13 protein-coding genes are annotated in these 12,427 nt (G+C 43.4%); 5 read left to right on the forward strand and 8 right to left on the reverse strand.

Features of this window, described 5'->3' with window-relative positions:
- Positions 1-3: 3 nt before the first annotated feature.
- On the forward strand, positions 4-783 hold the full coding sequence (locus SKC35_RS10985) for an amidohydrolase (RefSeq protein WP_377979409.1): 780 nt from the start codon (positions 4-6) through the stop codon (positions 781-783).
- Here SKC35_RS10985 and SKC35_RS10990 read toward each other — a convergent pair.
- Positions 764-1,471, reverse strand: a complete 708-nt coding sequence (locus SKC35_RS10990; RefSeq protein WP_377979410.1) for an ABC transporter ATP-binding protein — start codon at positions 1,469-1,471, stop codon at positions 764-766. The genes SKC35_RS10985 and SKC35_RS10990 overlap by 20 nt on opposite strands.
- Before the next feature lie 51 nt (positions 1,472-1,522).
- On the opposite strand from SKC35_RS10990, the gene SKC35_RS10995 reads away from it, so the two are divergent.
- Positions 1,523-2,734 carry a bifunctional 3,4-dihydroxy-2-butanone-4-phosphate synthase/GTP cyclohydrolase II gene (locus SKC35_RS10995; protein WP_377979411.1) on the forward strand — a complete coding sequence of 404 codons (1,212 nt, stop codon included), beginning with the start codon at positions 1,523-1,525 and terminating at the stop codon, positions 2,732-2,734.
- Positions 2,735-2,752: 18 nt separating this feature from the next.
- Here SKC35_RS10995 and SKC35_RS11000 read toward each other — a convergent pair whose 3' ends face one another.
- Positions 2,753-3,655: a prohibitin family protein gene (locus tag SKC35_RS11000; protein WP_377979412.1), complete on the reverse strand. Its 903-nt coding sequence runs from the start codon at positions 3,653-3,655 to the stop codon at positions 2,753-2,755.
- A 63-nt stretch (positions 3,656-3,718) separates the two neighbouring features.
- Between SKC35_RS11000 and SKC35_RS11005 the strand changes: the two genes are divergently transcribed.
- Genes SKC35_RS11005 through kdsA form a run of 3 tightly spaced genes read left to right on the forward strand, consistent with a single transcriptional unit; the run spans position 3,719 to position 6,264 of the window.
- A complete protein-coding gene (locus SKC35_RS11005; protein ID WP_377979413.1) occupies positions 3,719-4,447 on the forward strand; it encodes an ABC transporter ATP-binding protein in 729 nt (242 codons plus the stop codon).
- A gap of 1 nt (position 4,448) precedes the next feature.
- Positions 4,449-5,453: a UDP-N-acetylmuramate dehydrogenase gene (gene murB / locus SKC35_RS11010; RefSeq protein ID WP_377979414.1), complete on the forward strand. Its 1,005-nt coding sequence runs from the start codon at positions 4,449-4,451 to the stop codon at positions 5,451-5,453.
- 1 nt (position 5,454) lies between these two features.
- The gene (gene kdsA, locus SKC35_RS11015; protein WP_223131434.1) at positions 5,455-6,264 is read left to right on the forward strand and encodes a 3-deoxy-8-phosphooctulonate synthase; all 810 of its coding nucleotides are present in this window, start codon (positions 5,455-5,457) and stop codon (positions 6,262-6,264) included.
- Here kdsA and SKC35_RS11020 read toward each other — a convergent pair.
- The 6 genes from SKC35_RS11020 to SKC35_RS11045 form a co-directional block, all read right to left on the reverse strand.
- Complete coding sequence (locus SKC35_RS11020; RefSeq protein WP_377979415.1) at positions 6,261-8,159, reverse strand: ComEA family DNA-binding protein; 1,899 nt, start codon at positions 8,157-8,159, stop codon at positions 6,261-6,263. The two genes, kdsA and SKC35_RS11020, sit on opposite strands and share 4 nt — an antisense overlap.
- A gap of 71 nt (positions 8,160-8,230) precedes the next feature.
- Entirely contained in the window at positions 8,231-9,034 is an 804-nt protein-coding gene (locus SKC35_RS11025) for a hypothetical protein (protein WP_377979416.1), read from the reverse strand.
- A gap of 7 nt (positions 9,035-9,041) precedes the next feature.
- Positions 9,042-9,785, reverse strand: coding sequence for a ribonuclease III (gene rnc / locus SKC35_RS11030; RefSeq protein ID WP_377979417.1), 744 nt, complete (start codon positions 9,783-9,785; stop codon positions 9,042-9,044).
- A 7-nt stretch (positions 9,786-9,792) separates the two neighbouring features.
- Positions 9,793-11,040, reverse strand: coding sequence for a beta-ketoacyl-ACP synthase II (gene fabF / locus SKC35_RS11035; RefSeq protein WP_377979418.1), 1,248 nt, complete (start codon positions 11,038-11,040; stop codon positions 9,793-9,795).
- Between the two features lie 118 nt (positions 11,041-11,158).
- Positions 11,159-11,395, reverse strand: a complete 237-nt coding sequence (locus tag SKC35_RS11040; protein WP_130895240.1) for an acyl carrier protein — start codon at positions 11,393-11,395, stop codon at positions 11,159-11,161.
- A 102-nt stretch (positions 11,396-11,497) separates the two neighbouring features.
- Positions 11,498-12,415 (reverse strand): ROK family protein, encoded by a 918-nt coding sequence (locus tag SKC35_RS11045; RefSeq protein ID WP_377979419.1) that lies wholly within the window; start codon positions 12,413-12,415, stop codon positions 11,498-11,500.
- Positions 12,416-12,427: the final 12 nt, after the last annotated feature.

Here is a 12,427-nt window from a genome sequence, read left to right on the forward strand (position 1 = left end):
AATATGGCGAATCTACGGGTAAGCTTAGTTCAAACCGATTTAGTTTGGGAAGATCCTTCAGCTAATTGTGCTCAATTAGAGGAAAAACTCGCGGTATTAGCGGGCCTAACGGACGTAATCGTATTGCCTGAAATGTTTGCCACAGGTTTTTCTATGTCTCCTACTGGCGCAGAAATAGGTAGAGGTTCTGCTCTTCAGTGGATGCAGATTCAAGCCAATCGCTTGGGGGCTTTAGTCGTAGGTTCCCTCAAAGTAAAACAACAAAACGCTTTCTTTAATCGGCTTTATGCCGTTCACCCTGATGGGTCTTTCACCTCTTATGACAAGCGTCATTTGTTCCGAATGGGCTTAGAACACGAGTTTTATCAATCAGGTGACGAGCAGGTAATTGTTTCCTACAAGGGTTGGAACGTAGCCTTGTTTATTTGTTACGATCTTCGTTTCCCTGTCTGGTCGCGCAATGTAGGGATGGCTTACGATGCGGCCATTTATGTAGCGAATTGGCCTGCACCGCGCGCTAATGCTTGGAGAACCTTATTGCAGGCGCGTGCAATTGAAAATATAGCCTATGTAGTGGGAGTGAATCGCGTAGGGACTGATGCGAATAACTTGTCCTATGCGGGAGATTCCTTGCTTGTGGATTTTAAAGGCGGATTACAATTGGATTTGCAAGCGGAGGATCAAATCTTGACAAGTGAATTATCGGCAACTGAATTAGCCGAATTTAGAGCTAAATTTCCTGCACACTTAGATGCAGATTCGTTCAACTTGTCTTCTCTTTAAAGAACTTCTCTAGATCTTTTATTTCATTCATTGGGCTATCGCTAGCCAGTTTCCCTTGGTGTATCAGCAAGACGCGGTCACATATGGCTTCCACTTCGGATAGTATGTGGCTAGAGAATAAAATGATGCGATCTTTTTGAAGGCTTTTGATCAAGTCCCTGATTTCATCCCGTTGGTTAGGGTCAAGGCCACTCGTGGGTTCATCCAAAATCAAAATTTTCGGATCGTGAATAATGGCTAGTGCAATTCCCACACGCTGTTGATACCCTTTAGAGAGTTCCTGTATTTTCTTGTGTGCCTCCGTTTGAAGGCCCACCCACTCGATGACTTCTTGAACTCGCTTGTCTAAATTTTGGAGTTGATGGATGTTTCCGATGAAGGCCAAAAACTCCCGAACATACATCTCAGGGTAGAGCGGATTGTTTTCGGCTAGATAACCGATCTGTTTTTTAAGTTCAATGGCTTGGTCTTGCGGATTTTTACCATCTATCAGTACAGAGCCTTCGGAGGGAGAAATAAGTCCCAATAACATTTTCAAAGTCGTCGATTTTCCTGCTCCATTGGGTCCTAGAAAGCCCACGATTTGGCCCTGCTCTAAACGGAAGTTTAGATCCTGAACAGCGGATTGTTTTCCGTAGTTTTTAGAAAGATTTTTGGCCTCGATGAACATATTGACAAAGGTAGTCAAAAAGGGAATTATTTCGTGTAACTTTGTGTTTCTGATTCAAATGCCTACAAAATGCTAGATAAAATTCGCTTAGATCGTATCGAAGATGCCTTGGAAGATATTCGCCAAGGGAAAATAATTATAGTCGCTGACGATGAAGATCGCGAGAACGAGGGCGATATGATTTGTGCTTCAGAAGCGATCACACCTGAAATCGTCAATTTTATGATTAAAGAGGCGCGCGGTTTAATGTGTGTTTCTTTGACAGATGAGCGTTGCCAGGCATTGGGTTTAGAAATGATGGTGAATCAGAATACGACCTCACACGAGACGCCGTTCACCGTTTCAGTCGATTTACTAGGCAATGGTTGCACTACGGGTATTTCAGCGCAAGATCGCGCCAAAACCATACAAGCACTAGTGGATCCCACTACTCAGCCAACCGACTTAGGAAGACCCGGTCATATTTTTCCTTTAAAATCGCGTTCAGAAGGCGTTTTGCGTCGCACTGGACATACGGAAGCTTCTATGGATTTCGCTCGTCTAGCGGGCTTTAAACCTTCTGGAGTATTAATCGAAATCTTGAACGAAGATGGCAGTATGGCGCGTTTGCCTGACTTACGGGTCATTGCTGATAAGTTTGATTTGAAATTAGTGACGATTAAGGATTTGATCGAATACCGTTTAGCGAAAGAGTCCCTCATCAAAAGAGAAATCGGTGTGAATATGCCTACTGAATGGGGTTCTTTCGAATTAGTTGCCTTTAAGCAGATCAATACAGGAGATACTCATTTAGCCTTGATCAAGGGAAGTTGGGAGAAAGACGAGCCGGTAATGGTTCGTGTTCACAGCTCTTGTGTGACAGGAGATATTTTTGGATCCTGTCGCTGTGATTGTGGAGAACAATTGCATGCCGCAATGGAAATGGTGGAGAAAGAAGGGAAAGGAGTGATTTTATATATGTTCCAGGAAGGCCGCGGAATCGGTCTAATCAATAAGTTGAAAGCGTATAAATTGCAAGAGCAAGGCCGGGATACGGTGGAAGCGAATTTGGAATTAGGCTTTGCAATGGACGAACGTGATTACGGCGTAGGTGCCCAAATCTTACGCGATTTAGGTATTCACAAGATTCGCTTGATCTCGAATAACCCGAAGAAAAGAGCTGGCCTAATGGGCTATGGATTAGAAATCGTTGATTCGATCGGAATTGAAATTCCTGCTAATCCCCACAACAAGAAATACTTAGAAACGAAAAGAGATAAAATGGGGCACGCGATTCGCTAGAATCACGCACCCCTTTAATTATTGATTCCCCAGGATGATCGGGGCACTTTTGCCACCCATGATGATCACTTTAGCATTAGGGGATTTGGCTAATTCTTTTTGGGCAATAATCGACTCATATTGCAATTGCTTGTCGCTTAGACCCGTCGATAAAATCTTTTGGTAATCAGCGATACCCTGTGCTTCTACGCGTTTTCTCTCCGCTTCTTGCTTCTCTTTTTGTAACACGAACTGCATTTTTTGGGCATCTTGTTCCGCATTGATTTTCGACTCAATGGTCGTTTTAACTGAGGTAGGAAGGTTGATGTTGCGAATCAACAATTGCTCTAATACCAAACCTCTTTTCTTGAAGTTCTTCTCAATGTCTGTGTAGATGCGTTGCTGGAATTCGTTACGTTTTAAAGAGTAAAGGGCAACTGCATCATAATAAACCGCATTATCGCGAATCATCGTACGTGTAATCGGGCGAACCACCTTGTCTTTGTAATCCTCCCCAATCTCCGCTAAAACGCGAGGTGCTTCCGATGGAATAATGCGGAAAAGAACGGTCAGGTCAACCACCACTTCAAGTCCATCTGCTGTTAATACGCGAATGGCATCGTCTCCGGCTTTGTCGCCCTCGTCGTGTACGCTAGACATGGTGTAGTTTTGTGTTTTAGCATCAAAAACGACCACTTTAGCTAAGGGGTTAACGAAGTTAAGGCCACTGTTTAAAGTGGAAGATTGCACTTTTCCGAAGACACTTTGGACACCTACTTCGCCCGCATCAACCTGAACAACGGCAGAACTAGTTAAGCCAAGGATAGCGAAAACAGCTCCTACGACTTTTAACGTTTTGCTGTATTTCGAGAATACTAAATTGGGGTTTGAGATCGCGTTTCCGGCGATAAACAACAAAATCCCTAGGAAGATGAAAAACATAGTTTTTTGATTTAAATGTCATCAAATTTATCATAAAGTATTCAATAATCCCTAATTTTGAATATGATTGAAATCAAGGGTTTATCAAAATCTTTTAACGGTCGTGTGGTGCTCGATGACATTAGTGCGAATTTCCAACCTGGAAAGACGAATATGGTGATCGGTGGTAGTGGTACAGGTAAATCGGTACTTCTGAAATGCATGATCGGGATTTTAGTGCCTGAAAAGGGAAAAGTATTGTATGATGGTCGTGATTTTTTAACGGCGCATCAGGATGTGGTAAAGGAAATTCGCCGCGAAATGGGCGTTTTATTTCAAGGTGGTGCCCTTTTTGATTCCAAATCGGTTCTAGAAAACGTTCGTTTTCCTTTGGACACCCTTACTTCTCAAACACTCGAAGAAAAGAACGCCCAAGCTATGCTTTGCTTGCAACGCGTTGGATTAGAGAATGCAGCGCTTTTAATGCCTTCAGAGATTTCTGGCGGGATGAAAAAGCGGGTAGGTATTGCGCGTGCCATTGTGATGAATCCGAAGTATTTGTTTTGCGATGAGCCAAACTCCGGTTTGGATCCATTAACGGCAGTGAAAATTGATTATTTGATCCAGGAAATCACTCAGGAATACAACATGACCACAGTTGTCATATCGCATGATATGAATTCGGTGATGCGGATGGGGGAATCGATTATCTTCTTGAAGGAAGGTAAGAAAATTTGGGAGGGGAATTCGGAGACGTTTCACCATTCAGGCGTGCCTGCATTAGAGGAGTTTTTGTCTACTAAATTGTTTTAATATGTTTTCTCTACGTGAATATAATACGTTTGGGATTGAGGCGGAAGCTCGTCAATTCGTAGAGATTAGTTCGATTGATCAATACATTTCCCTACGTAAATCAGGGGAATATGCCCATTTGCCCCATCTTTTTCTGGGTGGAGGTAGTAATGTGTTGTTGACCAAAGCCCAAGAGGCGCTTGTCGTTAAAATTTCTATTCCCGGTATTTTCGTATTAAAGGAAAATGCTGACTTTGTGTGGTTGAAAGGTGGCGCGGGTGTGGTTTGGGATGAATTTGTTCAATATGCTGTGAATCAAGGCTGGTCTGGATTAGAGAATTTGTCCCTGATTCCAGGTACGGTAGGGGCGGCTCCTATGCAAAATATCGGTGCTTACGGCGCGGAAATTAAAGATACATTTGAGTCATTAGAGGCCTTGAATCTTCAAACTTTGGAATTGGAAGTGTTTGATGCCAAAGCTTGTGCTTTTGGCTACCGCGAGAGCTTCTTTAAGCGCGCAGGGAAAGGTCAATACCTGATTAGTTCCGTTACCTTTAAATTGTCTAAGAAGCCATCGGTTAAAACGTCATATGGAGTGATTCAGGACGTTTTAGCGGCTAAAGGAATTACGCAGCCTTCTATCCGCGAGGTAGCTGACGCTGTTATTGAAATTCGCAAAAGTAAATTGCCTGATCCCAAAGAAATCGGTAACTCCGGTAGCTTTTTTAAGAATCCAACTGTTTCTGCCTCTGAGGCTTCGCGACTGATGGTAGAATTTCCTGGCATTCCGAATTATCCTGTAGAGGGTAGCACGGATGTCAAATTTCCGGCGGGATGGTTCATCGAAAAAGCGGGTTGGAAAGGTTTCAGACGCGGATATGCTGGGGTACACGCCAAACAAGCGTTAGTATTAGTGAATTACGGAGAGGCGACTGGTGGGGAGATTTTGGCCCTATCAGAAGAAATTAAGCAATCAATTAAAGACACCTTCGGGGTCGCTTTAGAGACCGAAGTAAATATTTTATAACATGACATTACCGACTTTAGATAATTTAGGCAAAGGCCCCTTCTTTTTGATGGCAGGATCTTGTGCGATTGAAAGCAACGATTTAGCTTTTGAGATTGCGGAAAAAATCGATGGAATCACCAAGTCGATGGGCATTCCCTATATTTTCAAAGGTTCGTATCGCAAAGCTAATCGGACTAAAATCGATTCTTTTACCGGTATTGGTGATATAAAAGCATTGGAGATTCTACAAGCAGTAGGTAAACACTATTCCCTTCCAACGGTGACAGATATTCACGAAAGTGCAGAAGCAGCGATGGCGGCGGCTTATGTCGATGTTTTGCAAATTCCCGCTTTCCTTTGCCGTCAAACTGATTTATTAGCAGCTGCTGCCCAAACAGGCAAAGCCGTGAATATCAAAAAAGGTCAGTTCATGTCAGGTGCTTCCATGCGTTTTGCCGTAGAGAAAGTATTACACGAGAATCCAGAGGCGGTTGTTTACTTGACGGATCGTGGGAACTCGTTTGGTTATGGTGATCTAGTGGTGGATTACCGTAATCTTCCAGAGATGTCTGCGATGAATGTCCCCGTTATCATGGATTGCACGCACTCTTTACAGCGGCCTAACCAAACGACGGGTGTAACAGGTGGACAACCTGCTTTGATTGAAACCATAGCTAAAGCAGCCATCGCTGTAGGTGCTGATGGAATCTTCATCGAAACCCACCCGAATCCTTCGGTAGCGAAATCAGATGGCGCGAATATGCTTCCATTAGATCAATTAGAAGGGCTTTTGGAGAAACTATTGCGCGTTCGCGAAGCGATTGTTTAGTGCATTTTATAGCTGATTTGGAGGGTGATATCGGTTTTGGTATTCCCTTCAATCGCATCTAAGCCGGATCCTACTTCCGTTCGATCTTGGTATTGAATCCTTGCATATTTAGCGGCTATGGCTATTTCTCGGTTCCATTGATAGGCCATCACCACGGTTGTCTTGATGGCTTTACCCGCATAGGCTGGCAAAAGAAAGGAATAGGGAACACCTGGTTCATAGGCATAATTTCGCGTGTCATAGCTGGGCGTATTCATATAGGCAAAACGTCCTTGTACGTTCCATTTGCCGTGATCCCATTTCATATCCTGCAGCAGTAAATAGCCGATCTCTGAGCCTAATTTCGAGGCCATCGCTCGTACGTGAAAGTCCCATGATTTGATGGCGATATAATGTCCATCTAGGCTGATTTGAATCAGGTCTTTCTCCTCTTTTCGAGTCCATTTGCCTTGGATAAATCCGCGGGCACTATGTCTTTTTTCCCATTGCAAGCGGCTAAGGAATTCCCAGCCATAGGTATTAGAGGCTACAACTTGGTATTTAGGCCCTGGGAAGAGAAAATAGTCGGCATACGAGCTAAGCTTCATTCGCTTGTTGATTTGGTAACCTAGGCCTAGGAATAGGCCTATTTCGTTGAGATTTTCTGAGTTTTCAGAAAGCCCATTCGATTTAGGACTAAAATAGCCTGCCCCATAGTTCCGAAATAAATAGGATACGTCTACTTTTTTAGAAAGAGAAGTGGCGGCGGATTGAATGAGGGAATATTGTCTATTTCCTGAAGTGGCAAATTCTCCTACCATTCGGATGTTTCTAAAGGGATATTGAAAGCTAATCGAATAGTTCTGTAATTTGTTTCCGGACCACTCGGGTTGTTTATAGCCAATTCCAATAGGTTTAGCTAGTGACCATTCGGAGAAAACACCATTGAGCTGAATGACGAGCGGCACACTAAGTGGAGAGTAGACTAGGTTCGCACCCGCTGTTTTCTCTTGAAGGGCCTCTTTATGGCTAATCTCTGAGGCAGTCCGATGGAAGCCATCTTCAACTCTTGTGCGTAAGTAATTGCTCCCGGTAGAGTCCGTTCCCGTGGTGGCATCCAAGTTTCGGTAAGAGGCGAAGGTTTGGATTCGTAGAAATTCGCTTAGTTTTAGGGTTGTGTTGATGCCGCGGTAATAGCCATATTCCATGCTGGAACTGTAGGCTAGTCCGCCTAGATTGAATTTTTGGGTAGCTTTTATGCTTTCAAAACTCTTACCTAAGGAGAAGCCTCCTGACTGAACAAGTCCCTGGCCCCATTGATTGATGAAGTCGCCTAGGATGATTTTCTCCAAAATCCCTTTGGATTTAAACTCTATAAAACCACTACTGAAGTCGCTGAGGTCTTTTTCTCCCGCATCTTTTTGCAACAGGAATCCCATCCGAAGGTTCGCATTTAATTGCCCCCGGTAGCGTAGTGTTTGATTCGTTCTGTCACCTACATAACGGGTCTTGCTTCGGAGGTCTGGATCTGTAAAACCTTTTTTTGTCTCAGCGGTCCAATCTGTTTTAAATAAGATCTGATGGGTAGAGGAATGGGGTTTCCACCAGCGGGGATTAGGCGGATGGCATACTAAAAAGTCCTGAATCCTGCGTAGGAAGTCAAGGTCCCAATTCGGAATGCTTTGTAACTCTAATATGGATTGGAAGGTCCCTATTTGTTTGCGAAAGGCTATAAATAAAGCGATTTGTTCCGCGCTAAATAGGAGGGAGGATTGTAGTTCCGTTTCAGATACTAAATTGATATTTAGCGGATTGGTAATATAATAATCAAAACTGGATTGCTTTTCCTCTTCCTCCTGTGTGGGGATTTGGGCAAAACAGGCGAAAGAGGTTAGAAAGAACAAGATTGTTTTCAAGGGATTATTTTTCCTTGAAATTACCGGGTGTTCTAGGTTAAATGCGGGTTAAAACTGATAATGAAAATCAGTTAGTTGAACTTCCGTTCGATGAGTTGGTGTAGTTCTTGCCAAATAGCTTCATTCTCTGCTACTCGATACGCCTCATAGCGTTCCAAAAGGGCTTGAGACCAGGTTTCAGCTTCCGCCTCTTCATCGATGAATTGAATCAATGATTCTAGTTGCGCGACATCTCCTAGGAATATTTTCTGAATGAATTGAATGCGTTGATGCAGGCTGATCGTATCCGCGATGCGTTGAGTCATTTGCGATTCGACTTTGGACTTCAATGAATCCGTTGAACCACTTAATAAATCCTTTAGTCGGGTGAATTCCTCTTCCGAAGAATCCTCAAGGCTTTCAGGTGCTTCGAAATAGACTTCGGTGTTTAATAAATCGAAAGGTTCTGCTGGCGTTTCTGCTGCGGGATAATCAAGTGAAGCGGACGTTTCCGCAGCAGGATAAGGCGCAACTGGTGCCTCGAAAACAGGCGCATCCGGCGCCTCATACGCATTCAATAAATCGGCAAAACTAGGTTGTGGCACCTCCTCTACAGGAACTGCCAGACTTTCAATCCAGGAGCCCCAAATGAATTCAGGCAATGCAACTTGGTACAATAAGGTTTGAGCAATGCCTTCCCACTTTTCTTGAAAGCGAGGGCTAGACCAGGGGAAATTAGGGAAGTTTTCTTGCGCTCGTGCTGAATTTAGCTGAGCTAGCAGTTCCACTTGAATGACTTCAATAATCGGAGTGGGAACTTCCCAGGCTAATACCTCTTGAAATGTGATTGATTCGGGTGAATCATTCCAGTATTGCAAGAATATATTAGGTGCCATAGGTGATTTATTTTATGTCTAGTTGTTCGCAAGCCATTCTCGCGGCTGTTTGTTCTGCTTTCTTCTTCGAATAGCCTTTGCCCTCTGCTATTTTTTCGCCGTCTAGGATGACCAAAGCCGTAAATTCGCGGTTATGGTGTTCCCCTTCTTGATCAAGCTCAAAAGAAACCTTTTTGCCTTCTTTTTGGGCCCATTCAATCAGCATTGACTTGAAGTTTGGGTTGTTTTGTACAACGGCATCTAGGTCAAAGTATTGCGTGAGAATCTTTTTAATGATGAAGTTTTGGGTGAAGGCAAAGCCTTTGTCTAAATAAATCGCTCCCACAAAAGCCTCCAAAGCATCTCCGTACATCGAAGTGCGGGACATCGCGTTTTTGCGCTGTGTTTCGTACTCAATTACTTCCTCTAAGCCTAATTTGCGGCCAATTACGTTCAAGGACTCCCGGCTGACCATACGAGAACGTATCTCCGTTAAGAAGCCTTCGTCTTTGAAAGGGAATTTTTGGAACAAATACGTCGCCGTAATCATCCCTAGTACAGAATCACCTAAGAATTCTAGGCGTTCATTTGACTCTTTGTAGTTTTCTGCTACACTCTCTTTCGAAGCAGAGGAGTGTAAAAAGGCTAGTCTATATAACGTTAAATTATTTGGACTAGCCCCAATAAGATGTGTAACCGATTTCTTTAAGAATTTCTCTCGTTCGTCTAGTCGAATCGGATCTAACCAGTTTAGGAGAGATTTTACGGCCATATTTGTCTTAGATTTTTCTGAAAATAACCGTTGCATTGTGACCACCGAAACCAAATCCGTTGCTCAATGCTACATCGATTTTATGTGATTTACCTACGTTTTCCGTCAAGTCGATGCGTTGATCGATTTCTGGATCGCGGTTAAATACGTTAATCGTAGGAGGGACAAATTGGTGTTGAATCGCTAATACAGACGCTACCGCTTCTACTGCTCCTGCGCCGCCTAATAAGTGACCTGTCATCGACTTTGTCGAAGAGATCGCTAATTTATAAGCGTGCTCACCAAAACAATCCACGATTGCTTTAATCTCTTGTGGATCACCGATCGGAGTGGATGTTCCGTGTGTATTCACGTAATCAACTTCTTCTGGCTTGATGTTCGCATCTTCTAAGGCATCGATCATTGACAATAAAGCGCCATAACCTTCTGGGTGTGGTGCAGTAATGTGGTGTGCATCAGATGAGAAACCTCCACCGATTAATTCAGCGTATATTTTAGCACCACGCGCTTTAGCGTGCTCGTATTCTTCTAAAATCAAGGCACCCGCTCCTTCTCCTACCACGAAACCATCGCGATCTACGTCATAAGGACGTGAAGCTGTAGCTGGATCGTCATTGCGAGTGGACATGGCGTGCATTGCGGTGAAACCACCTACCGATGCAATCGTCACTGGAGCCTCAGAACCGCCCGTTACACACACGTTAATACGGCCTGTGCGGATATAGTTGAACGCATCAATGATCGCGTTGTTCGCAGAAGAACAAGCTGAAACGGTAACGTAGTTAGGACCACGGAATCCGTTGCGGATAGAAATTTGGCCTGATGATGAATCTGCAATCATCTTAGGGATAAAGAATGGATTGATTTTCGGGGTTCCGTCTCCTTGTCCGAAATAGATCATTTCGTCTTCAAAAGTCTTCAAGCCACCGATACCTGATCCCCAGATAACGCCTACTTTATTTTTATTCAAGGTCTCCATGTCAAAATTCGCATCAGCGATGGCTTCATCAGCCGCCACCACAGCGTATTGCGTGAATGGATCCATTTTACGCGCTTCTTTGGCATTGATAAAATCTTCTACCTTGAAGTTCTTTAATTCGCAAGCAAAACGAGTTCTGAATTTTTCCGCATCGAATTTCGTGATGGGGCCACAACCGCTTACGCCGTTCTTCAATCCATCCCAATATTCACTCACTGTGTTCCCGATGGGGGTTAGGGCGCCTAAGCCCGTGACAACTACTCGTTTTAACTCCATATTCTTGTTATTTATGAATCTGCTTAAAATAAAAAATGTCAATCAGTCCGAGAAATCCCATGGAAAAATCCACCTGATTACTGTTAACTAATTGACATAATTTTTATGGTTGCTTCGATTACTTTGCGTTCTCTTCCAAATAAGTAATAGCTTGGCCTACTGTTTGGATGTTCTCCGCTTGATCATCTGGAATAGAAACAGAGAATTCTTTTTCGAATTCCATGATTAACTCAACTGTATCTAGAGAGTCAGCTCCCAAATCGTTTGTGAAAGATGCCTCAGGAGTAACTTCTGATGCTTCTACACCTAATTTTTCAACGATGATGCTTTTTACTTTTTCTGCAATATCTGACATTTTAATATTATTTTGGGGTTCAAAAACGTTGCAAAGATTAGAATTAAAGTTGAATTTATCAAACAAATTCAATTCTAATTAGCCTGTTCTAGGCTGTTTCCTCTAAAAACAAAGCGATGCAGCCCCTAAAAGACCTGCGTCGTTGCCTAATAAGGCTTTTTTAATGGTTAATTTTTCCAAATAAGCTGGCGTTAACCAGTAATTTAACTGCTTCTCCATACTAGGTAAAATAAAGTCGTAAGAGGCTGATAATCCGCCACCTATGAAGATATTTTTGATATCTAGGATGCGAATTAATGAAACGAGCATATCACCTAACATTGTTCCTACTTCGTTCCAAATCGCTAATGCTAATTCATCACCTTCTTCAGCACCTACCACTAAAGCAGTCGTAGATATAGTGCCATCGGCAGGAAGAGAGGTTTTTCCGGTATATGCTGCACGCATAGCGGTAGCCATTTGTAATAATTCTTTCTTACCCACATTGCGCTCTAATACTTTTCCATCACGAGAGGGCACGTGACCCGGTTCCATCGCATTGCCATCGCCACCTAAGAAGATTTTGCGGTCAATGACTGCCGCTCCACCTACACCTGTTCCCAAGGTAATGAAAACGAAGTCTTCGGGCATATTTGTTTTCTCAGGAGAGAAGTAGAATTCGCCTAAAGCCGCTGCATTCGCATCGTTTTCCATAAAGAAAGCGTGCTCAGGGAAGCGCTTCTCTAGCATTTCAATCATAGGAGAACCATCGATTTCCGGAATAGCCGTGATTTCAATTAAGGTACGGCGGTCTTTGGTCAAAATGCCGGGAAGACCGATTCCCACTTTCTTGACATTCTTGTGTTGGTACAATTGCAAGGCAATCGCATCCGCCAAACGCTCTAAAAAGTGATGAGATTCTCTCCAGGTAGCAGTATCGTAACTTTGAAAATTGTTGATTTGACCTGTGTCTGCGTGGACGATTCCCATTTTAACGCCGGTTCCACCTACATCGATTCCTAAGTATTCTGCTGCTGCCATAAGTTTGATTTA

The organism is Aquirufa originis (genome assembly GCF_042714495.1).
Taxonomy (GTDB): domain Bacteria; phylum Bacteroidota; class Bacteroidia; order Cytophagales; family Spirosomataceae; genus Aquirufa; species Aquirufa originis.